This is a genomic window from Roseateles sp. GW821-FHT09G03 (assembly GCF_059416045.1).
Window position 1 is genome coordinate 189289 of record NZ_JBWKOK010000001.1, and the last position, 21452, is coordinate 210740.

17 protein-coding genes are annotated in these 21452 nt (G+C 69.1%); 9 read left to right on the forward strand and 8 right to left on the reverse strand.

Features of this window, described 5'->3' with window-relative positions; genetic code table 11:
• The coding region (locus tag AC07OZ_RS00745; protein ID WP_495465276.1) for a HAMP domain-containing protein at positions 1-961 on the reverse strand (961 nt) is incomplete at its 3' end.
• Between the two features lie 202 nt (positions 962-1163).
• On the opposite strand from AC07OZ_RS00745, the gene AC07OZ_RS00750 reads away from it, so the two are divergent.
• The 3 genes from AC07OZ_RS00750 (at position 1164) to AC07OZ_RS00760 (ending at position 3492) form a co-directional block, all read left to right on the forward strand.
• Entirely contained in the window at positions 1164-1640 is a 477-nt protein-coding gene (locus tag AC07OZ_RS00750) for a response regulator (protein ID WP_495465277.1), read from the forward strand.
• 111 nt (positions 1641-1751) lie between these two features.
• Positions 1752-2723, forward strand: coding sequence for a bifunctional helix-turn-helix transcriptional regulator/GNAT family N-acetyltransferase (locus AC07OZ_RS00755; protein ID WP_495465278.1), 972 nt, complete (start codon positions 1752-1754; stop codon positions 2721-2723).
• Between the two features lie 52 nt (positions 2724-2775).
• On the forward strand, positions 2776-3492 hold the full coding sequence (locus tag AC07OZ_RS00760; protein WP_495465279.1) for a GAF domain-containing protein: 717 nt from the start codon (positions 2776-2778) through the stop codon (positions 3490-3492).
• Here AC07OZ_RS00760 and AC07OZ_RS00765 read toward each other — a convergent pair whose 3' ends face one another.
• A complete protein-coding gene (locus tag AC07OZ_RS00765; protein ID WP_495465280.1) occupies positions 3493-4356 on the reverse strand; it encodes a class I SAM-dependent methyltransferase in 864 nt (287 codons plus the stop codon). It abuts the gene before it with no gap.
• Positions 4357-4493: 137 nt separating this feature from the next.
• Between AC07OZ_RS00765 and AC07OZ_RS00770 the strand changes: the two genes are divergently transcribed.
• From AC07OZ_RS00770 to AC07OZ_RS00780, 3 genes are all read left to right on the forward strand, one after another.
• Positions 4494-5552, forward strand: a complete 1059-nt coding sequence (locus AC07OZ_RS00770; RefSeq protein ID WP_495465281.1) for an AraC family transcriptional regulator — start codon at positions 4494-4496, stop codon at positions 5550-5552.
• Positions 5553-5643: 91 nt separating this feature from the next.
• On the forward strand, positions 5644-6423 hold the full coding sequence (locus AC07OZ_RS00775; protein WP_495465282.1) for a M15 family metallopeptidase: 780 nt from the start codon (positions 5644-5646) through the stop codon (positions 6421-6423).
• A 249-nt stretch (positions 6424-6672) separates the two neighbouring features.
• On the forward strand, positions 6673-9027 hold the full coding sequence (locus AC07OZ_RS00780; protein ID WP_495465283.1) for a tetratricopeptide repeat protein: 2355 nt from the start codon (positions 6673-6675) through the stop codon (positions 9025-9027).
• A gap of 243 nt (positions 9028-9270) precedes the next feature.
• Here the strand turns inward: AC07OZ_RS00780 and AC07OZ_RS00785 are convergent, their stop codons facing one another.
• Complete coding sequence (locus AC07OZ_RS00785; protein WP_495465284.1) at positions 9271-10806, reverse strand: alkaline phosphatase D family protein; 1536 nt, start codon at positions 10804-10806, stop codon at positions 9271-9273.
• A 187-nt stretch (positions 10807-10993) separates the two neighbouring features.
• Here AC07OZ_RS00785 and AC07OZ_RS00790 point away from each other — a divergent pair, with 187 nt between their 5' ends.
• Positions 10994-13378, forward strand: a complete 2385-nt coding sequence (locus tag AC07OZ_RS00790) for a M66 family metalloprotease (protein ID WP_495465285.1) — start codon at positions 10994-10996, stop codon at positions 13376-13378.
• A 3-nt stretch (positions 13379-13381) separates the two neighbouring features.
• On the opposite strand, the gene AC07OZ_RS00795 is transcribed toward AC07OZ_RS00790, so the two are convergent.
• From AC07OZ_RS00795 to AC07OZ_RS00805, 3 genes are all read right to left on the reverse strand, one after another.
• The gene (locus tag AC07OZ_RS00795; RefSeq protein WP_495466466.1) at positions 13382-14287 is read right to left on the reverse strand and encodes a Bug family tripartite tricarboxylate transporter substrate binding protein; all 906 of its coding nucleotides are present in this window, start codon (positions 14285-14287) and stop codon (positions 13382-13384) included.
• 340 nt (positions 14288-14627) lie between these two features.
• Positions 14628-15593, reverse strand: coding sequence for a tripartite tricarboxylate transporter substrate-binding protein (locus tag AC07OZ_RS00800; RefSeq protein ID WP_495465286.1), 966 nt, complete (start codon positions 15591-15593; stop codon positions 14628-14630).
• Positions 15594-15826: 233 nt separating this feature from the next.
• On the reverse strand, positions 15827-16717 hold the full coding sequence (locus AC07OZ_RS00805) for a LysR family transcriptional regulator (RefSeq protein ID WP_495465287.1): 891 nt from the start codon (positions 16715-16717) through the stop codon (positions 15827-15829).
• A 151-nt stretch (positions 16718-16868) separates the two neighbouring features.
• Between AC07OZ_RS00805 and AC07OZ_RS00810 the strand changes: the two genes are divergently transcribed.
• Positions 16869-17888: a Bug family tripartite tricarboxylate transporter substrate binding protein gene (locus AC07OZ_RS00810; protein WP_495465288.1), complete on the forward strand. Its 1020-nt coding sequence runs from the start codon at positions 16869-16871 to the stop codon at positions 17886-17888.
• A gap of 7 nt (positions 17889-17895) precedes the next feature.
• A complete protein-coding gene (locus AC07OZ_RS00815; RefSeq protein WP_495465289.1) occupies positions 17896-19623 on the forward strand; it encodes an IlvD/Edd family dehydratase in 1728 nt (575 codons plus the stop codon).
• 19 nt (positions 19624-19642) lie between these two features.
• On the opposite strand, the gene AC07OZ_RS00820 is transcribed toward AC07OZ_RS00815, so the two are convergent.
• Entirely contained in the window at positions 19643-20230 is a 588-nt protein-coding gene (locus tag AC07OZ_RS00820) for a TetR/AcrR family transcriptional regulator (RefSeq protein WP_495465290.1), read from the reverse strand.
• Between the two features lie 56 nt (positions 20231-20286).
• The gene (gbd, locus tag AC07OZ_RS00825; protein WP_495465291.1) at positions 20287-21447 is read right to left on the reverse strand and encodes a 4-hydroxybutyrate dehydrogenase; all 1161 of its coding nucleotides are present in this window, start codon (positions 21445-21447) and stop codon (positions 20287-20289) included.
• Between the last annotated feature and the right edge of the window lie 5 nt (positions 21448-21452).

Here is a 21452-nt window from a genome sequence, read left to right on the forward strand (position 1 = left end):
TCACGTCGACGGTGATCTTCTTGGACAGGTCGCCCGCGGCCACGGCCTTGGTCACGTCGGCGATGTTGCGCACCTGCGAGGTCAGGTTGCCGGCCATCGAGTTGACGGAGTCGGTCAAATCTTTCCACGTACCCGACACGCCTTCCACGCGCGCCTGGCCGCCGAGCGAGCCTTCGGTGCCGACCTCGCGCGCGACGCGGGTCACTTCGGAGGCGAACGACCGCAGCTGGTCCACCATCGTGTTGATGGTGTTCTTCAGCGTCAGGAACTCGCCCTTGACGTCGACCTCGATCTTCTTGGACAGGTCGCCCTGCGCGACGGCGGTGGTCACGTCGGCGATGTTGCGCACCTGGTCGGTCAGGTTGCCGGCCATCGAGTTGACGGAGTCGGTCAGGTCCTTCCAGGTCCCGGCGACGCCCTTGACCTCGGCCTGGCCGCCGAGCTTGCCTTCGGTGCCGACCTCGCGCGCGACGCGGGTCACTTCGGCCGAGAAGTCGCCGAGCTGCTCCACCATCCGGTTGATGGTCTTGGCGGTGTGGAGGAACTCGCCCTGCAGCGGGCGGCTGTCGACCTCCAGCGCCATGGACTTGGTGAGGTCGCCCTCGGCGACGGCGCCGATCACGCGGGCGGCTTCGCTGGTGGGGTGGACGAGATCGTCGATGAGAGCGTTGATGCAGTCGATCTGCTGGCCCCAGAAGCCGCGCAGTTCGGGCAGCGTGGCGCGCTGCTTGAGGCGTCCTTCGCGGCCGACGACCTGGCGCAGCCGGGAGAGTTCCGCGGCCATCGAGGCGTTCTGCTCGACGACCTCGTTGAAGGCGTCGGCGAGCTTGCCGGCGACGCCGGTCCAGTGGAAGGGCAGTCGCACGTCCGGGTCCCCGCGGCGCAGCGCATGGAGCGCCAGCAGCATCGCATTCAGGTGCTCGGCCGGGACCACGGCCACCCCTTCTTCCAAGACGCTCATAGAGGACTCCCGACGGCCGTCTGATCGCGGCTCAACCAATCGACTTTAGCCGTACGACAACGCTGGCGGGACCTGGGTTTAGGAGGGCAGGGCCGGGCACGCAGCTTGCCGATGTCGGGTGTGGACGGACGGCGGATGCCGGACGCGCTTTGTCACGCGCGGACCGCTGTTGCGTCGTGTTGCATTCAGGGAGAAGACTTCGATGTCCGACACATCGGCTCACGTGTCACCTCACGCGTTGAGGGTCCTCGTCATCGACGACGACCCGGAGGGTGCCCGCAGCCTCAGCGAGCTGTTCCGCTGCTACGGTTGCGCGACCTCGGTCGCCTACAGCGGCCGCGTCGGCTTGCGGCTGTTGAAGCTCTTCAAGCCGGAGCTGGTCTTCGTCGACTTCGACATGCCGGACATGAACGGCCTGGAGGTGGTGGCCGAAGCCAAGCTCATCGATGCCGAGGCCGGCCGCCATGTCATGTACGTGTGTCTGACGGGCGGCACGGACATCACCGACGAGAGCGCGGGCGCGGCGGGATTCAACCGCCTGCTCTACAAGCCGCTGAACGTGACCGACCTGCTGGCGGTATTGCTGGCGGCAAGACCGGGCAATTTCTCGGCGGGCAGCAACGCGCCGGCGATCCGGCCGACGCGTCCGATGTACAGAGATCGCACGCCTCGGCATTGAGTGTGGCGGCGGCGCCATGGCGCCAAGGATCTGTCACGGTCGACCCCGGCCCGGAGGAGGCATGGCAACCAATTGCTTGCCAAAAGCAAGCAATTGTCGGAGGATCCGGCCATGTCCGATCCCGACCGCATCGAAGCCGTCCGCCGCTTCAACCGTTTCTATACCCATCGCATCGGCGTGCTCAACGAGGGCCTGCTCGATTCCCCGTTCAGCCTGACCGAGGGGCGCATCCTTTTCGAACTCGCGCATCTGGAGAACGGGGAGGGCATCACCGCCACCGATCTGGGTCGGCTGCTCGACCTCGATGGCGGTTATCTGAGCCGCCTGCTGCGCGACCTGAAGGAACGCGACCTCGTGCGCGCCACGCGCAGCGCGGTCGATGCGCGCCAGTCGCTGCTGCAGCTGAGTCCGGCCGGACGCAAGGCGTTCAAGCCGCTGGAGAAGCGCTCGCAGGAGCAGGTCGGCGCGTTGCTCGACCAGCTCGGCGAGGCGCAGCAGACCGAGTTGCTGCAGGCCTTCCGCCGTGTGCAGGGACTGCTGGAATCGCCCGGCGACAAGCCGGCGAAGCAGGGCTTCATCCTGCGGCCGCACCGGCCCGGCGACATGGGGTGGATCGTGTCGCGGCACGGTGCGCTCTATGCGCGCGAGTACCAGTTCGACGTCCGCTTCGAGGCGCTCGTGGCGCACATCGCCGCAGACTTCATCGAGCGCTTCGACGCCCGCCGCGAGGCCTGCTGGATCGCCGAGCGCGACGGCATGAACCTCGGCAGCGTGGCGCTGGTGCAGGCGCGCGACGAGACCACGGACGCGACCATCGACGGCACCGCGCAGCTGCGTCTGCTGCTGGTGGAACCGGCCGCGCGCGGACTCGGTCTGGGCGACCGGCTCGTCGCCGAGTGCCACCGCTTCGCGCGGGAGGCCGGCTACCGGCGCGTGCGCTTGTGGACCAACAGCCAGCTCGACGCGGCCAAGCACATCTATCGTAAGGCGGGGTACCGGCTCACCGGGACAGAACCCTTCCAGGGATTCGGGTTGGACCTTGTCGGCGAAACTTGGGAACTCGATCTCCAGACGATCGCGTGACCGCGCCGCTTCCGGCGTGGTCCCCGGCGTCCTCCTGTTTCCTTCCCGACCCATGAATCTCGATCAATACCTGGACTGGACCGGCCTGCGCGGCGACCTCGCCGATGCCGCCGCTTCCCCTTCGTTCGCCGAGGCCGTGCGCACGCACCAGGCGGCGCTGCAAGCGCTGCTGACGCCCGAGGCGCTTTCCGCCACGCCGGTGAGCTGGAGCTTCCGCGTGCCGGAACTCGGCGAAGGCGGCGCCTGCTCGCTGTTCGGGCAGTTGGCCGAACAGCCGTATGAACTCGCCGGCATCCTCGGCGGGCAGGGCGCGGACAACCAGCGGCTGCTGGCCGAGGCCACGATCGTCACCCGCTACTACAGCGAGCACAGCCGCAGCCATTGGTTCGGCGTCTACCAGGCGAGGCGCAAGTCCGCCGACGAGTCCGTGCTGTTGAAGCTGGCCTACTTCGGCGCGGAAAGCCGCGCCGAGTTCCCGTTGACCGAGGCCTTCGCCGCGGGCAGCAACAACAGCGCCGTGGGCCTGAGCGGCCGCGCGCGCCTGATCAACGACGTGGCCGCCTTCGTGGCCGAGGGCGGCGGCTACTACACCTGCGATCCGAAGGTGAACGCCGAGGCCTGCCTGCCGCTGTTCGACGCCGATCGGCGGATCGTCGGCATCCTCGATTCCGAGGCCTTCGACAAGGACTTCTTCGGCGGCGACGAACTGGCGCTGGTGATCGCCGTCGCCATCACGCTGTCCGGTGGCCTGATCGCCCGGCCGGCCTGATCACGCCACCGTGATCACGACCTCCGCGTATTCGCTCGGCACGACCAGCCCGCGGCCGCCGCCGACGTCGAGCTCCTCCAGCAGCGCGCGGATGTCGCTGGCCAGCGCGGCCTGGCCCGCCGGATCCAGCGCGCCGAACGCCTTGTGCGTCGGGCCGTAGAAGTCGCGGAAGACCTGCAGGTAGTGATCCGCCGAGCGGTACCGGAAGTTGAAGTGCTTGCGTTGGACGCGCAGCTCCTGCGCCTTCGGTCCGAACAGCGTGACCAGGTGCGACTCCGCGCCCCACAGCGCCGGTGAACGCACGCCGGCCGGCGGCGGCACATGCGCGCCTATCGTCTTGAACAGCCGGCCGATGAAGCCCTCCGGCGTCCAGTTGGCCAGGCCGATGCGTCCGCCCGGACGGACCACGCGCAGCAGCTCGCGCGCGGCGCTGGCCTGGTCCGGCGCGAACATCACGCCGAAGGTCGACAGTGCCACGTCGAAGCTGCCGGCCTCATAGGGCAGCGACTCGGCGTCCGCCACCTCGAAGCGGACCGCGAGGCCTTCGGCCTCGGCGCGGCGGCGGCCACGATCGAGGAGCGCCTCGACGTAATCGGTCGACGTGACGTCGGCATACCGGCGCGCGGCGGCCAGCGTCGCGTTGCCGTTGCCGGCGGCCACGTCCAGCACGCGCTCGCCGGCGCGCAGGTCGACGGCCTCGGCCAGCGACTCCCCGACGATCTGCAGCGTGGTGCCGACGACGGTGTAGTCGCCGCTGGCCCAGGTGGCCTGCTGGCGTTGCTTGATGGCGGTGTAGTCCGGCGCGGCGGTGCTGCCGGGGGCGTGGGCGGGAATGGTCGGGGGAATGCTCGCGGGGGTCGTCATGTCTGTGTTCCTTCAAACTTGGGGGTGTCCGTCGGTGCGCCCGTCGGTGTGCCTATGATTCCCAGGCACCGCGCCGGACGCTTCACCCGATGTCGCGCGGGTTTGCTCGAACGTCCGCCGTTGCGGCGGCACCGGCCATGTCCCCAGTCACCCACGACCTCCCGGCGGACGCCCAGTCCGGCCGCTGGCCTGATCGCGCGTCCGACCCGCTGTCCGACGTGCTGCGCAGCGTGCGCTTGCGCGGCTCGGTGTTCTTCCATGTCAGTTGCCGCGACGACTGGGCCGCCTGGGCCCCGCCGTCGCGGGAACTCGCGCCGGCGGTCATGCCCGGCGCCGAGCACGTCATCGAGTACCACCTGGTCGTCAAGGGCGAATGCTGGATCGCCCTCGACGGTGAAGCGCCACGGCGTCTGCAGGCCGGCGACATCGCGATGCTCCCGCACGGCGATGCCCACGCGGTGTCCAGCGCGCCCGGCCTGCACCCGGCCCGCGGCGACGGCCTGCTGTTCCAGCCCGAGGATCCGAAGCCCATCCCGGTGACCTACCGCGGCGTCATGGTCGAACCGGGGCAACTGCCTTCCGAGGAGGCGAGCGTCGTGCTGCTGTGTGGCTTCATCGCCTGCGACCTGAAGCCTTTCAATCCGCTGATCGACGCGCTGCCGCGGCTGCTGGTGCTGCCGCGGGACTCGGTCGGCGAGTGGGTGGCACCGATGCTGTCGCACGCGGCCAGCGAGACGGTGAGCCGGCGCGCGGGCACGGCGGCGATGCTGGAGCGCGTCAGCGAGATGGTCTTCGTCGACGGCGCGCGCCGGTACCTGGAGTCGATGCCCGCGGCCTCGCGCGGCTGGCTCGGCGCGCTGAAGGACCGGCAGGTCGGGCACGCGATCACGCTGATGCACGGCGATCCGGCGGCGCCGTGGACGCTGGAGGAGTTGGGCCACCGCGTCGGCCTGTCGCGGTCCGCGCTGCATGAGCGCTTCGTCTCGCTTGCCGGCATGCCGCCGATGCAATACCTGACCCATTGGCGGATGCAATGCGGTGCGCGGCTGCTGCGCGAGAGCCGCGCCGCCGTGGCGGCGATCGCGCTGGAGGTCGGGTACGACTCGGAGGCCGCGTTCTCGCGCGCCTTCAAACGCGCCGCGGGACTGCCGCCCGCGACGTGGCGACGCGCGCAGCAAGGCCGCGTGGCGGCCTGACGTCCCCTCGATGGAGGACGGCCGGCTGCGCGCGCTGGCGCGGCGGGCGCCGCCGGGCTTACGCTCGCGACGCCCACTCCTGGAGCCCGCCGTGAGCCTCGAAGAAAGCTTCCGCGACAGGACCTTCGTCGTCGACGACCCGGATGCGCGCATCCGCCGCGACGACGATCTGATGGCCTTCGTGCCGTCTCCCGGCGGCGGCTTCAAGACCATCGCGAAAGGCACGTCGGTGAAGATCGTCGAGGTCCGGCTCGAGGAGGCGGGCAGCAAGAAGCGCATCGTCTTCGGGCGCGCGGCGACGGCGGACGGACAGACGCTCGGCTGGACGTCGACGCGCAACCTCGCCGGCACCTTCATGAACGAGACGATCGGCCTCGTCCCGCCCGGGCCCGGCGCCAACCGCTTCGGCCCGAATGCCGCGTGGGACAACGGCGAGTTCCTCGAGCAGCTCGACCTCGTCGCGATCGTGGATTCCGGTCTCGAGATCGAGCGCCTGGCGATGAAGACCATCGCGCCCTTCGCCGCGCTGGTGGCGGCCGCGAAGGACGACGGCGTCAAGATCACGCTCAACAGCGGCTTCCGGTCTTACCCGGAGCAGAAGCTCCTGCACGACGGCTTCGTGCGCGGTCTGCCCGGGTTCAACACGGCGGCGAAGCCGGGTTTCTCCAAGCACCAGAACGGCATCGCGTTCGACCTCTCCGTCGCCGGCGGCGACGGCAACCCGACCTACGAATGGCTCAAGCGGCACGCGACCTCGTTCGGCTTCGTGCGCACGGTCAGCAAGGAGCCGTGGCATTGGGAGTTCGACGAAGCCAAGGCCCGCGCCGCGCAAGCGGGCGGCGGCTTCAAGACGCCGAATGTGAGGGACTGACTCCGACACCGGTGGACGTGTCCCGCATCTTGAATTCATTCTCCGCTTCGTCACGTGGTACTCGGCCGATGCTTGTGATACGTCCTTTCTCTTACCTGAGTGCTCGGCGCTCTCATCAGCGTGAATGATGCGTGAGGCCGCTGAGGCCTTTAGCATTGCGCGCGACCCAAGGGCGTCGCCACGCAGACCAGCGACATCGTCAACGATCAAAGGCTGACGCTTGCCGCAGGCGCCATCGGAGAAAAACTCTTGACTGATCTTGCTCTGCTTCGGGCCGAGGCCGTCGGATTTCGGCAGGAGGCCGCCAAGGCGTTCTTCGACGGACGTGTCTCGGATGCACGCCATGCATTCTTGGCGAGCGCTTCGCGTCTGCGCGAACTCGGCGATCGCGCTGCATTGAGCGATGTGATGTCTGATCAGGCAGTCCTGGAAGTGAGCGTGGGTCGCACGGACATTGCGCGTCAGTTGTTGAACGAGGCCTTGGTGGAAAACGCGGCCATTGCGGACGGGAATGGCCGCGCGCGGCATCTCAGAAGAATGGGTGACCTCGAAGCCACGCTGGGGAATTGCGATGCGGCGAAGCGGCAGTACGACGTAAGTCGCGCGATCTGCCGCGAACGCTCCGATGAAACGGGCGAGGCGCTGTCCTGGTTGAGTGACGGCGCCTTGGCGGTGGCGATGTCACTCCACGACGAAGCTCGCGACTGTTTCGATCGCGCGCATGTGCTGCACCTGGAGCATGGCAATGCGGCCGAATCGGCCAGGCTGTTTCGGCTCCTTGGAGATCTCGAGCGTAAGGTCGGGCGTAACGAGGAGGCGCAATCGGCCTATGGTGAGGCTGAGGCACGCGAGATGTCGCTGTCATTACTCGAACGCGGCTATTTGAAGTTCGGATTGGGCGACCTGGCTCGCTTGCGCAGTGAGCCGCATGCGGAGGACACGTTGCGACTGGCGCTGGCGAGCTTCCAGGAATGCGACCATTGTGCGGGGGAAGGGCAGGTGCGCTGCGCGCTGGGAGAAATCGCGCGCGGCGAGGGTGACGACGCCAAGGCGCGTACAGAGTTCGATGCGGCCATCGTGGCGCTGAAGCGGGCGAATTCCCGTCTCGGCCTGGGCAATGCGTGGCGAGGATTGGGGCTCGTGGAGCGCAACCTCGGAAGCTACACCGAGGCGAGAAAAGCTTTCAGGGCTGCGGAACTCTATTACCGCGCCTCTCGCAACAGGGTGGGCCAGGCCCATGCGCTGCGCGGCAAGGGCGAGATCGATCATCTGCTGGACCAGAATCCTGAAGCGCGTGAGAACCTGCAGAGGGCGTTGAAGATCTATGAGGAGTGTGGCCAGCTCCAAGGCCAGGCCAACGCGCTCCTCAAGATGGGGGAGTTGGAGCACAAGTGCGACGACCTGATCGCGGCCAAAGGCGCCTACCGGCGCGCGATGGAACTGTCCAAGGAAGCTGGCGATCCTATCGGGCAAGCCTATGCGCGACTGGGAATGGCGAACATCGAGATTGAAGAGGGGCTGCACGTGGAGGCGCGCCGCAACCTCACTCAGGCCGCGGCAGCGTTCCAACCGCGCAAGGCGCGCGCTGGGATGGCGGACTGCAGTCGAGGGCTGGCCGAACTTGAACTCGCGATGGGCCACCTGGACGAGGCACAGCGCCTATGCGAAGAGGCGGAACGGCAGTACGAAGAGATCGGGCAGGAGCTTGGACTCGCGCAGATGCTGGTGTTGCGGGCGCGAGTGCAGGTCGCCCTGAAGCACGAGGAAGATGCAGCCCGGTCGCTCGACCAGGCTGCAGCGAAGTTCGACATGCTGGGCCAGCATCGAGATCGGGAGGAAGCCACCCAATGGGCCCGTAAGCTGCGCGGCGCGTCGACCAGCCAGGGGGCTGCCGATCAAGGCTGTCTGGTCATCCTGCTGCACGGCATCCGGACCAATGCCGGATGGATGCAGACGGTGAAGCCCGTGCTGGAGGAGGCGGGCTTCTCCGTCGCATGCACCAACTACGAGAGGCTCGGCACGCTGGCCTTCTGGCTGCCTTTTCCCTGGTTTCGAGCCGGCGCGATGAAGAAGGTCAAGACTGACATCGAGTCCGCCAGGAATCGGTATCCCGCGCGGAAGGTCTCCTTCATCGCACACAGCTTCGGCTCGTACGTTCTTGCCCGCCTGCTGCACGAGCATCCCGAGATGCGCGCCGAGCGCATCATCTTCTGCGGCAGCATCGTGCCTGCCAGGTTCAAGCTGGAAGATGTCATCACCAAGGTCGACGCCGGGTCGGTACTGAACGAGGTGGGAACTCATGACCCTTGGCCAGCAATTGCCGCTGCAGTGACCTGGGGTTACGGCTCTGTCGGCACGTTCGGATTCCATCGGCCCTTGGCCGATGACCGATGGCATGCTCGCTTCGTGCACAGCAGCTATCTCGATGCAGAGTTCTGTCGCAAGTACTGGGTGCCGTATCTGACCGACGGCACGATCGTTCGCACGCCTCAAGCTCAATGCGGACATCCGCGCTGGTTCGAATCGTTGCATTGGATCAAGCGGCTCTATTGGGCGATCCTTGCTGGGGCGCTGGTTGCGGCCGGCACGGTCATCGCGCGTTGAACGAGTCCCACTCTGGACAAGCATTGGGGATATCTGCCGCATGGGCGCCTTGCGCATTGGCGTGCCTGCCATGTCCCTGCCTTCGAGCTTGCCGGAGGTCGGCGACGGTCGTACACCTTCGATGGTCTCAACCGCCCGTGGAGATCCCATGCGCGCCACTGCCGCTTCCCTGCCCGTGACCGCATGCATGTTGGCGCCGGAGGGGGACGCGACGGCCGGGCGCCGCTTTGGACCTCCTGCGCGTCAGGCCGGCTGCGCCCCCGGCCGTCCCGCTTCCACCGCGAATCGCGCCGCCGTGAACATCGGGCTCTTCGCATCCCACGGCGTCTGCACGCTGCGCAGCTCGGCTTCCAGCCGCGCCGCGCGCAGCTCGAATCGCATGTAGCCGCGCTGGTCGCTGCGTCCATAGCGGATGTGCGGATTGAAGGGCATCGCTTTGTCCAGCCGCGACTGCTCCGAGCCGTTGCTGGAGATGGACGTACCGCAGAACTCGCTGGCCAGGACGGGAGCCTTCGCATCGTCCCAGTCGAGCTTCAGGTCGGCCACGTAGTTCGCGTGCACGTCGCCGCCGAGCACGACCGCGTTGGGCACCTGCCGCGCTTCCAGGTCGCGGAGCAGCCGTTCGCGGGCGAAGGGGTAGCCGTCCCAGCCGTCGGTCCAGTAACGGCCCGGACCCTTGGCCGGATCCTGCGAATTGAAGCGCGCCATCAGCGTCTGCTGGGCGAGCAGGTTCCATGGCCGCGTGGCGTCCCAGCTGTCGCGCAGCCACTGCTCCTGCGGCGCGCCCAGCAGCGTGCGCTGCGGATTGAGCATCGAAGGGCAGTCCTTCAGGTCGACCGTGTTGGAGCCGCCGCGGCCCGGCTTCGGACAGACCTGCGGATCGCGCCACGAGCGGTCGTCGATCGTGACCAGCCGCGCCAGACTGCCCCAGTCGTAGCGCTGGTTCAGCGTCATGTCGGCGCCGCGCGGGCGCATGTGCTTCGGGAAGGGTTGGTGTTCCCAGTAGGCTTGCGCGGCGGCGATGCGGCGCTGGTGGAAGTCGGGTTCCAGGTCTTGCGACACGTCGCCCGCCCAGTCGTTCTGCGTCTCGTGGTCGTCCCAGGTGAGGATCCACGGCGCGTTGGCGTGCATCGCCTGGAGCTGCGGATCGCCCTTGTACTGGGCATAACGCTGGCGGTAGTCGTCCAGCGTGCGGCACTGGCCGCCGCGATGCCGGCGCGGCGCCTTGCTGTCGACCGCGGTGGCGGATTCGTAGATGTAGTCGCCGAGGAAGAGCACCAGGTCGAGGTTCTGCGTCGCCATGTCGCCCCAGGCGGCGTATTCGCCGTGGTCGTAACGCTGGCAGGACGCGATGGCGAAACGCAGCGACGACGCGGCGGCGCCGGCGGCCGGCGAGGTGCGCGTGCGTCCCACCGCGCTCTGCTGGCCCAGTGCACGGAAGCGATACCAGTACCAGCGGTCGGCGCGCAGTCCCGCCGGCTCGGCATGCACGCTGTGGGCGGTGCCGGGCTCGGCGCGCTCGGTGCCGCGCGCGACGATGGTCTTGAAGGCCTCGTCCTCCGCCAGTTCCCATTGCACCGGTACCTCGGCCGGCAACCGGTCGCCGATCAGCCGGGTCCACAGCACGACGCGCTCGGCGCGCGGGCTGCCGGACGCCACGCCCAGGGCGAACAGCGGTGCGCTGGCAGCGTCGGCATGACGGAGCAGGGCCGGCGCGCAACCGGCGGCGAGGGCGGCCTGCAGCAGGCCGCGGCGCGAGGGGGTCCAGAGGCAAGTCATGACCCCGGAGCGTAGCCGCGAAGCCTGACGACCCCGTGACCGCCGACGGGATCCGATGCTCCCTGGCTACCTCTCCCGGGTGACCTGTAGCGGGCTGCATCAGGCGTAAGAGTTGGTCAAGGCGAGGCAAAGAACCTGGAAGGATCGTTGATCATTCGCCGCCTTTGCAGATTCGTATGTCGCACTCATGACGGTTCCCTCCTCCAAAGCGGTCGTTTCCGCTGCGGCGTTCATCGCCGCGGCGTCGTTCGCCGCCTACAAGGCGGGGGGCGGCAGTCAACCCGAACGCGAGATCTCGACCGCGCAGGGCGCCGCTGCAAACGCGAGCGCCAGTGCCCGGATGGGGCCGGAGAGGCCGCCGGAACCGCCAGCGCCCGCTGCGAAGAAGCCCAGATTCGCGGCGACCGGCGCGCTGCCGACACCGCCCCCGGTGATTCCGCCGGCGCCCGTTCCCGCGACCGTGACGGCACGATCGAGTCCGTCCGTGCCGATGCGCTACGCCATCTCCAGCGTGTCCACGCAGCCGGTGGATCCGGCGCCCGCGCCGGTGCGCGCGATGGCGCTCTACCTGCCGGGGCCTTCGTCCGCGCCGGCCCCGTCGCCTGCGCCAGCCCCTGCGCCGACGCCCGCGCCGGCACCCGCCCCCGTGTCCGCGCCGGCGAGCACGCCCGCGCCGACGCCCACGCCGGAACTGCTGGGCGTCGAGCTGGCGCAGACGCATGTGATCCCGGCCAGCGGTCGCATCCTGCAGTCGCCCAACGAAGCCAAGCTCAACAAGAGCCGCAAGCTCCAGCTGGTGGCCGACCGCGCGGCGCTGCTGATGCTTCAACCGTCCGCGACGGTCGGCACGCTGCTGGTCCGCGCGAAGCTCGCGGACGGCCGCACGCTCGGTCCGCTGACGATGAACGCGCCGGCCCGGCTGCCGACCTCGGACGGCGGCGGCGTCGCGTATTCATCGGTCAAGTACAGCGCGCTGCTGCCCAAGGAATGGGTGCAGATCGGCGCGACGCTGGAAGTCGGGCAGAACGACTTCTCGTCGCCCCGCACGATGGCGCTGACCGTCACGCCGGCCACGACACTGAAGCACCACACGGTGCCGATCTATCTCTTCGGCGCGCGCGCCGCGCAGTCGGTCGTGCCGGACTTCAACCTCAGTGCGTTCTCGACGGCGGGATATCCGATCGACGTCGAGTACCGCGAGAAGCTGCCCATCGCGAAGCTCGACACGCGCCTCGCGGGCGCGGTGACCATCGACCAGCTGGCGGTGCCCGGCCGCAACGACGACAAGTTCTGCCATCCCGCGATGACGGTGTCGTCGTGGGCCGACTACCGCGCCATCGACGGCGACACGAACGCCCGGATGCTGCGCCTGCTGCGCGACCTGCGCGGCTGGACGGCCAACCGCGACCAGTCCTTCGCGGCGGGCTTCTACGGCTTCGTCCAGACCCTGAGCGGCGGCAAGCAGGTCGCGGCCTCGACGGGCGGCGGGCTGGGCGGCAACGGCGTGGCCGTGTCGGGCGGCGACTACCGGCCGGACACGATCTACTCGGCGATCTTCAATCACGAGATGGGGCATGCCTACGGGCTGCCGCACGCCGATGCCGCGGCCGAGGCGGGCGACGATCCGTACAAGCTGGGCACGAAGAGCGGCTCGAGCTGGGGCTTCGACAGCGTGAAGCAGCAGTTGCTGACGACGCGCGAGTTCAGCGGCCAGTCCTGCGACACGCGCACCGTCGACGGCGTCTGCTATCAGCGCACGCCGATGTCCGGCGGCGATGACGACCGCAACGCGGCGAGCTACCGGTGGAACGCGTTCTCGGACTACCAGGCGGCGATCCTGCAGCAGGGCTTCCTGGACAAGCTGTTCCCGGACTCGAGCTTCGACGGCGGCTACAAGCGCTGGAACCGCACGACGGGCGCGTTCGAGAAGGTCTCGAACGACGACCGCGCGCGCGCGGGCACGGACGTGTTGCAGCTGGACCAGCAGGTCCAGACGGTGATCGGCACGGTGTCGCACTTCAACGTTGCGCCGACGGCCAGCACGATGGTGGTGACGCCGGCGTGGACCGGCAACCTGCCGCAGCGCATCGACCCGACGGTGCAGGCCGACGTCGACCGCCTCCTGAGCGACAAGCCCGGCGGCTGGAGCGGCTACTACTGCGTGACCAGCGGCTGCGACTACACGCTGGTGGCGACCTACGCGGACGGCACGGTGCTGCGTCACCTGCTGCCGATCGGGTACCGCGACTGGAACAAGCCCAACGATGCCACCGGCTACAAGCGCGGCGCGAAGGACGCGACCAGCGCGGACAACTTCGCGACCTACGCGGTCAACCTGCCGACGGGGCGCGGCGGTCTGGTGAAGCTGCAGCTCTTCAGCACGCCGCATGGCTCGTTGTGGCAGACGCACTTCACGGCGATGAACGCCGCGGACTTCGGCGGCAGCCTGCCGCTGGTGAACGAGTGGACGCCAGCGGACGGCAGCACCGGCGGCCGCGGCGCGCCGGGCACGACGCATTTCGACACGGCGTCGTGCAAGGTCGGCGCCGTGGTCAAGCGGCCCGCGCGCTGATCCTCAGTCCGCCGTCATGTTGGCGCTGCGCGCCACCTTGCCCAGGCGCTCGTACTCGTGCGCCGACAGCGTCGCGAGCTCCGCGGCGGTCGAGGACTTCGGCGAGAAGCCGGCGGCGATCAGCTTGTCCTTCACGCCGGGATCGGCGAGCGCGGCCTTCAGCGCCTGCTCCAGGCGGCGCACGACCGGCGCGGGCAATCCGGCGGGGCCGTACACGCCGAACCACGGCTCGATCGCATAACCGGGCAGGCCGGCCTCGGCCAGCGTCGGCACGTCCGGCAGCGCCGGGTTGCGCTGCGAGCCGGCCACCGCCAACGCGCGCAGTTTGCCGGCCTGGATGTGCGGCAGCGACGCGGGCAGGTTGTCGAAGGCGACCTGGATCTGGCCGCCGATGAGGTCGGTGATCAAGGGCGCGCTGCCCTTGTAGGGCACGTGCACCCACTCGGTGTGGCTCAGCTGGCCGAACAGCACGCCGGCCAGATGCATCGACGTGCCGGCGCCGGCCGTGCCGAAGGGCATGCCCGGATTCTTCGCGACATGGGCGCGCAGTTCCGCGACGGTCTTGACCGGCAGCGACGGCGAGACCTCCAGCACGATGGTCGAGTTGCCGAGCAGCCCGATCGCGCTGAAGTCCTTGCGCGGATCGAAGGCCATCTTCTTGTAGATGTGCGGGTTCAGCGCATTGGTAGAGATGGCGCCCATCCCCACCGTGTAGCCGTCGGGCGCAGCCTTGGCGACGGCGTCCATGCCGAGGTTGCCGCCGGCGCCGCCGCGGTTCTCGATGACGACGGCCTGACCCAGGGTCTGCGACATGTGTGCGCCGACCGTGCGGGCGACCAGGTCGGTCGTGCCGCCGGCCGCGTAGGGCACGATGAAGCGGATCGGCTTCGAGGGGAAGTCCTGTGCCATCGCGGGGAGCGCGGCGAAGGCACCGAGCAGCGCCGCGGTGGTGGCCGCGGTGACGAACGTGCGCCGGGAGGCGACGCTGTGGGAGGCGCCGGGCGTGGCGAGACGGGTGGCGACGCGGGTGGCGACGCGGGTGGCGACGCGGGTGGAGCGGGGAGTGGACATGGTGTCTCCTGATCTTGTGGATCGATGAGACGACGATTCCCCGCGTGTCGCGAGCGTGAATACCCGGCCGGGCCGCGCGGCGGACGCGCAGAGCGCCCGTTGTGCGTGAATGCGCGCGCGCCTCGCCCGGACGCGCCGGACGCGCTGCGAGGGCTGTCCGGCGAGGGGCGGGGCGTGCTCAGTCCGGCTTGATCTTCGCGGCGGTGATCAGCTTCGTGTAGCGCTCGCGCTCGGCATGCAGGTGTTTGGCGAAGGCGGCGGCGTCACCGGGCGTGCTTTCGCCACCGGCCTGGGCCAGGCGTTCCTTCACCTCGGACGACTGGGCGGCCTTGACGGCGGCGGCGCTGAGCGCGGCGAGCACCGGCTTCGGTGTGCCGGCCGGTGCCATCAGGCCGTACCAGACCGAGGCCTCGAAGCCGGGGAAGCCGGACTCCGCGATCGTCGGCACATCGGGGAACAGGGTGGAACGGTGGGCGCTCAGCACGGCGAGCGGACGCAGCTTGCCGCTCTTCCAGTGCGGGAGGATCTCGAGCGCGTTGAGCGCCACCACGGGCACCTGACCGCCGATGACGTCGGTGAGCGCCTGGGCGCCGCCTTTGTAGGGAACGTGCATCAGGTTGATCTTGGCGGCGCTGGCGAACAGCTCGACGGCCAGATGCGGCGTGGAGCCGTTGCCCGGCGTCGCGTAGCCGACGGATTCCGGCTTGGCCTTGGCGGCCTCGATCAGCTGGGCGAGCGTCTTGTAAGGCGACTCGGGGTTGACCGCGATGATGACCGGCACGCGGCCGATCAGCGCGACGGGGGCCAGGTCTTTCTCGACGTCGTAGGGCGGCGGCTGGTAGAGGGCCATGTTGGCCGCGACGGCATTGGCGGCCATCAGCAGCGTGGCGCCGTCGGCCGGCGCGGACACGACGGTGCGGGCGGCGATGTTGCTGCCGCCGCCGGGCTTGTTGTCGACGATGACCGGCTGCTTGAGCTCGGTCTGCAGCCGCACGGCGACCGCGCGGGCGACCACGTCCACGGCGCCGCCGGCCGAGTAGCCGACGACGATCTTGACGGGACCGGAAGGGAGGGATTGCGCGAACGCGAGCGGGGCGGCGAACGCCAACGCGGCGCCGGCCCAGAGGAATGCTTGTCTCTTCATGGGGACCTTGTGGGGGAATCGGCGCCGGGGACGGCGCGCGGAGGGCAGGACCGGGAAAGTCCGCCCGCGCGCATTCTGGTCGGTGCCGCAGCCGCGACCAATGCCGGAAGGGCGCTAGCTGTTATGCCGCGGTGGCATGGCTGGGGGCTACGCATTCCGGATGGTTTACCAGGCGTTTAGCCGTTTCTGCGGCCCGCCAAGCGTAAGCGCCTGCTTTGCCAGGATTTATGGCGTCACCGCTTCCTCTTGCCCTTCGGCGCGAACAGCGCCTCCGCCTGCTCCAGGAACATCCGCGCCAGTGGCGCGCGCGGGCTTTGCGCGCTCCAGACGAAGCCGCTCTTGCGGACCGGCGCGGTGCCGGGCAGCGGCACCTTCTGGATCGAGAGCCCGCTGGACCACAGCGCCGACCAGTCCGGCAGCAGCGAGATTCCCAACCCCTGATCGACCATCGCGGCGATGGACATCAGGCCGTTGATCTCCAGCCGCCGCCGCGGGGTCAGGCCTTGCTGGCGCAGGTAGCGGTCCGCCAACTGGCCGCCGAGCACCGAGCGGTCGTACTGGATGAAGGGCTCGGTGCGGAGCAGGTCGTGCGCGTCGCGCCGGGCCAGCTCCTTGGGCGCGACGACGACCAGCGGCTCCGTCATCAGCTCGCGCCACTCGCAGGTCTTGGGGATCGTGAACTGAGGCTCGACGACGACCGCCGCATCGAGGTCGCCGGCCGCAACCATCCGCACCAGCTCCGTCGACGCGTTCGAGACCACCGAGACCGAGAGGTCGGGGTGGCTCGCGTAAAGGCGCCGCAGCACCGGCGGCAGCACCGTCGTCAGCGCCGAGACGAAGGCGCCCAGCCGCAGTTCGCCCAACTGCACCTTCTCGTTGGCGAGCGCGCGCAGGTCGCGCTCCTCGCGCAGCATGTTGCGGGCGCGGTCGAAGATGTTGAGCCCCGCTGCCGTCGGCTTCACCGAGCGCCCGGAGCGCCGGATCAGCGCCGTGCCGAGGTCGTCCTCCAGCGCCTTCAGGCGCGCGGCCACCGCCGGCGCGGTCATGTCCAGCCGTCGCGCGGCCTCCGCGATGGAGCCGCACTCCACCGTCGTCACGAAGCTCTGTACGTAGCGCAGATCCATCCCGCCGTCCCTCCTCGCGCCGGTTCGAGCCGGCGCTTCGGAACATAAGGAATTTTTTGCTCTGAAGCAATGGGAAGCAAATTGTTCTCGGGTCGTGTTTGACCAAACATGGCGACCCATAACAACGCCATCCACCAGGCCAGGAGACAACGTGCCCAGCTCATCCCATCCGACGTCCGGCGTCGATCGACGCCAGGTCCTTGCCGCCGCCGCGGGCGTCGCGGCGTCCTCGCTCGTTCTCGGCGGCCCTGCCGTCGCCGCGACCTGGCCGGACAAGGTCATCACGATGATCGTTCCGTTCTCGCCCGGCGGCGCCACCGACATCATCGGGCGCATCCTCGCGGCGGAGCTCTCGACGGGACTCGGCAAGCAGGTCATCGTCGAGAACCGCGCCGGCGCGGGCGGCAACCTCGGCGCGCAGGCCGTCGCCAAGGCCACGCCCGACGGCTACACGATCCTGATGGGCGCGATGACCTCGCACTCGACCATCGCGACGCTGGAGAAGGGCAAGGTCCGCTACGACCTGGTCAAGGACTTCCAGACCGCTGCCGTTGTCGGCAGCGTGCCGCTGGTCTTCGTGGCCAACGCCTCGGTGCCGGCGAAGTCGCTCAAGGAACTCGTCGCCTACATCCAGGCGAATCCGGGCAAGGTGTCCTTCGGCTCGTCCGGCGCCGGCGCGCCGCAGCGCATGGCCTCCGAGATGCTGAAGCTCCAGGGCAAGCTCGCCACCGAGAACATTCCCTACCGCGGCAGCGGTCCGGCCGTCACCGACCTGATCGCGGGCCAGCTCCAGTTCATGGCGGAGACCGTGCCGGCGGTGCTGCAGTTCATCAAGGGCGGCAAGCTGACGCCGCTGGCCGTGGCGGCCTCCGCGCGGGACCCGAGCCTGCCCGACGTGCCGACGACTGCCGAGGCGGGATTCCCCAACCTCCTGGTGACCTCGACCTTCGGCGTGCTGGTGCCGGCGGGCACCCCGGCGGACGTCGTGTCGCGCCTGAACGCGGAGATCTACAAGGCGCTCCGGAAGCCCGAGGTGCTGGCACAGTTGGCCCAGCAGGGCGTGGTGGCGCAGGCGCCGCTGACGCCGGCCGCCGCGCAGGAGCGCCTCAAGGGCGAAGTGACGAAATGGGCCAAGGTCATCGCCGCGGCCAACATCAAGGCAGACGAGTGAGCCAATCGTGAGTGACACCCCCAAGGGCCTGAAGAAGGGCCTCACCAACTACGGCGACCAGGGCTTCTCGCTGTTCCTGCGCAAGGCCTTCATCAAGGGCGCGGGCTACACCGACGATGCGCTGGACCGGCCGGTCATCGGCATCACCAACACCGGCAGCAGCTACAACCCGTGCCACGGGAACATGCCGCAGCTGCTGGAGGCGGTGAAGCGCGGGATCATGCTCGCCGGCGGGCTGCCGATGGACTTCCCGACGATCTCGGTGCACGAGAGCTTCTCGGCCCCGACCAGCATGTACCTGCGCAACCTGATGTCGATGGACACCGAGGAGCTGGTGCGCGCGCAGCCGATGGACGCGGTGGTGCTGATCGGCGGCTGCGACAAGACGGTGCCGGCGCAGCTGATGGGCGCGGCGTCGGCGGGCATTCCGGCGATCCAGCTGATCACCGGCTCGATGCTGACCGGCAGCCACCGCGGCGAGCGCGTCGGCGCCTGCACCGATTGCCGCCGCTACTGGGGCAAGTACCGCGCGGACGAGATCGACGACCAGGAGATCGCCGACGTCAACAACCAGCTCGTCGCGAGCGTGGGGACCTGCTCGGTGATGGGCACGGCCAGCACGATGGCTTGCGTGGCGGAGGCGCTCGGCATGACGGTGCCGGGCGGCGCCTCGCCACCGGCCGTCACGGCGGATCGCATCCGCGTCGCCGAGCAGACCGGTGCGCAGGCGGTGGCGCTCGCCCGTCAGGGGCTGACGATCGACAAGATCCTCACGCCCGCCGCGTTCGAGAACGCGCTGCGCGTGCTGCTCGCGATCGGCGGCTCGACCAACGGCATCGTGCACCTGACCGCGATCGCAGGTCGCATGGGCATCGACATCGATCTTGCCGGGCTTGATCGACTCGGGCGCGAGACGCCGGTGCTGCTCGACCTCAAGCCGTCGGGTCAGCATTACATGGAGGACTTCCACCACGCGGGCGGCATGGCGACGCTGCTGCGCGAGCTCAAGCCGCTGCTGCGCCTCGAGGCGTTGACGGTCACCGGACGGACGCTGGGCGAGGAGATCGAACGCAATGGCGAGGGCTTCGCGCAGGACGTGGTGCGTTCCTTCGGCCGGCCGATCTATCCGCAGGGCGGCCTGGCCGTGCTGCGCGGCAACCTGGCCCCGGGCGGCGCGATCATCAAGCAGTCGGCGGCGGATCCGAAGCTCATGGAGCACGAGGGCCGGGCGGTCGTCTTCGAGAACAGCGCGGACCTTGCCGCGCGCATCGACAGCGATGATCTCGACGTGACGGCCGACGACATCCTGGTGCTGAAGAACATCGGACCGAAGGGCGCGCCCGGGATGCCGGAGGCGGGCTACATCCCGATCCCACGCAAGCTCGCGCGGGCTGGCGTGAAGGACATCGTGCGCGTGTCCGACGGCCGCATGAGCGGCACGGCCTTCGGGACCATCGTGCTGCACGTGACGCCGGAGGCGGCGGTGGGCGGGCCGCTCGCCCACGTGCGCAACGGCGACCGCATCCGCCTGAGCGTGAAGGACCGGGAGATCGCGCTGCTGGTCTCCGACGAGGAACTGGCGAAGCGCGCCGCCGAGAACCCGGTCATCGAGCCGACAGCCGAGCGCGGCTATCGCAAGCTGTTCCTGCAGACGGTCACGCAGGCCGACCAGGGCGTGGACTTCGACTTCCTGCGCGCGGTGAAGACTACAGGCAAGGCTCCCGAAGACCGCTGAGGGCCAGCGGCCGTGGCAGTCAGGCCGGCTGGGTCAGCTTGACGATCGCCGGCTGCACGATGGCGGCAAAGGACTTCGGGTCATCGAGCGCGCGGGCCACCAGCATGGCCCCGTGCACCACCGCCATGAAGGCACGCGCCGAGCTCGCGGGGGTGCCGGGCAGGTGGAACTGTCCCGCCGCCACGCCGCGCTTGAGCACCGACGCGATCCACGTGCCCAGGTCGTGGAAGTGGCCTCGCACCTCGACCGCGACCTCCTCAGGGATGGTCGGCATCTCCGTGGCGAGCATCGCGCAGATGCAGAACGGGTGCTCGCCGCTGCGGATGCAGCCGGCCCAGTAGTCCGCGTAGGCGTTGAGCTCGGCCACCGGGTTGTTGATCTTCTGCACCAGGCCGGCGAGGCCGTTCCTCGCTTCTTCGCGATAGAGCGAGACCACACGCTGGACCAGCACCGCCTTGCTCGGGAAGTGGTGGTGGATGCTGGCCTTGGTGATGCTGACGCGCTCGGCGAGGTCGGCGTAGCTGAAGCTGTTGTAGCCGCCCGAGACCAGCAGCGATCGCGTGTGCGCGACGATCTCGGCGGCCTTGGGGGAGAGCTCGACGGTCATGGGGCTGCTTCGAATGAATGGGCCCGCATTCTACCGTTTCTCTACTAGTTGGTAGATCACATGGACTCGTCCAGCATCTTCCGGTAATCGCTCGCCGAGGCCTCGCGCGGATTGGTCTTGTGGGTGTGGTCGTGCAGCGCGCGTTCGACGATCTGCTCATGGAGATCGACCGTCACGCCCATCGCGCCGAGTCCCGCCGGCAAGCCCAGGCGCTGGTTCATCGCCTTGACCGCGCCGGCGAGTTCGTCGGCCGGCGTGCCTTCCTGCAGGTTCATCGCATGGCCCATGCGGGCGATCTTGTCGTCGCGCCGCATCGAGTCGTGCGCGCCGTTGAAGCGGATCACCGCCGGCAAAAACACGGCGTTCAGCGTGCCGTGATGCAGCTTCGGCATCAGCCCGCCAAGCGCGTGGCTCAGCGAGTGCACGCAGCCCAGCCCCTTCTGGAAGGCCAGGGCGCCCATCGTGCTCGCGGCCATCATGTCGAGGCGGGCGGCGATGTCGTCGGGATGCGTCGTGGCGCGTTCGATCTGACCCCAGCCGCGGCGCAGGCCTTCCAGCGCGATGCCGTCGGCCGGCGGATTGAAGGCCGAGGACATGAAGGTCTCCATGCAGTGCGCGATCGCGTCCATGCCGGTCGCGGCCGTCAGCGAGGCGGGCAGCTTGCGCGTCAGCTCCGGATCGCAGATGGCCGACTTGGGCATCAGCTCCCAGTTGTGGAAACCGAGCTTGCGACCGTCGTCCACGATGATGATCGCGCCGCGCGCGACCTCGGAGCCGGTGCCCGCCGTCGTCGGCACCGCGATCAGCGGCACGACCTGGGGCGTGATGTTGCCGGCGCCGCCGAGGATGGTGGCGTAGCGCGTCAGCGGGCCGTCGTGCCTCGCGGCGATCGCCACCCCCTTGGCCAGGTCGATGCTCGATCCGCCGCCGATCGCGATCAGCCCGTCGCAGCCGTGGGCGTGGAACAGTTCGACGGCCTCGCGCACGGCGGCCTCGGTCGGGTTGGGGGGCGTGCCGTCGTAGACGGGCAGGGCGCCCGCGGCGATCGGCGACGCGGTCCAGGCCTCGAGGACCAGGTCCAGCACGCCGGCCGCGCGCACGCCCTTGTCGGTGACGATCAGCGGCCTGGCGATGCCGGCGCGCGCGCATTCCGCACCGATCAGCCGGCGCGCGCCGGGCTCCAGGTGGATGTGGGTGAGGTACTGGATCAGGGCCATGAGCG

Excerpts from the sequence above, each read along its gene's own strand:
- AC07OZ_RS00755 (WP_495465278.1), top strand. The coding sequence starts at position 1,752 with ATGTCCGATCCCGACCGCATCGAAGCCGTCCGCCGCTTCAACCGTTTC.
- AC07OZ_RS00820 (WP_495465290.1), bottom strand. The coding sequence starts at position 20,230 with ATGACCGTCGAGCTCTCCCCCAAGGCCGCCGAGATCGTCGCGCACACG.
- AC07OZ_RS00805 (WP_495465287.1), bottom strand. The coding sequence starts at position 16,717 with ATGGATCTGCGCTACGTACAGAGCTTCGTGACGACGGTGGAGTGCGGC.
- AC07OZ_RS00765 (WP_495465280.1), bottom strand. The coding sequence starts at position 4,356 with ATGACGACCCCCGCGAGCATTCCCCCGACCATTCCCGCCCACGCCCCC.
- AC07OZ_RS00785 (WP_495465284.1), bottom strand. The coding sequence starts at position 10,806 with ATGACTTGCCTCTGGACCCCCTCGCGCCGCGGCCTGCTGCAGGCCGCC.
- gbd (WP_495465291.1), bottom strand. The coding sequence starts at position 21,447 with ATGGCCCTGATCCAGTACCTCACCCACATCCACCTGGAGCCCGGCGCG.
- AC07OZ_RS00790 (WP_495465285.1), top strand. The coding sequence starts at position 10,994 with ATGACGGTTCCCTCCTCCAAAGCGGTCGTTTCCGCTGCGGCGTTCATC.
- AC07OZ_RS00795 (WP_495466466.1), bottom strand. The coding sequence starts at position 14,287 with ATGGCACAGGACTTCCCCTCGAAGCCGATCCGCTTCATCGTGCCCTAC.
- AC07OZ_RS00770 (WP_495465281.1), top strand. The coding sequence starts at position 4,494 with ATGTCCCCAGTCACCCACGACCTCCCGGCGGACGCCCAGTCCGGCCGC.
- AC07OZ_RS00800 (WP_495465286.1), bottom strand. The coding sequence starts at position 15,593 with ATGAAGAGACAAGCATTCCTCTGGGCCGGCGCCGCGTTGGCGTTCGCC.
- AC07OZ_RS00750 (WP_495465277.1), top strand. The coding sequence starts at position 1,164 with ATGTCCGACACATCGGCTCACGTGTCACCTCACGCGTTGAGGGTCCTC.
- AC07OZ_RS00760 (WP_495465279.1), top strand. The coding sequence starts at position 2,776 with ATGAATCTCGATCAATACCTGGACTGGACCGGCCTGCGCGGCGACCTC.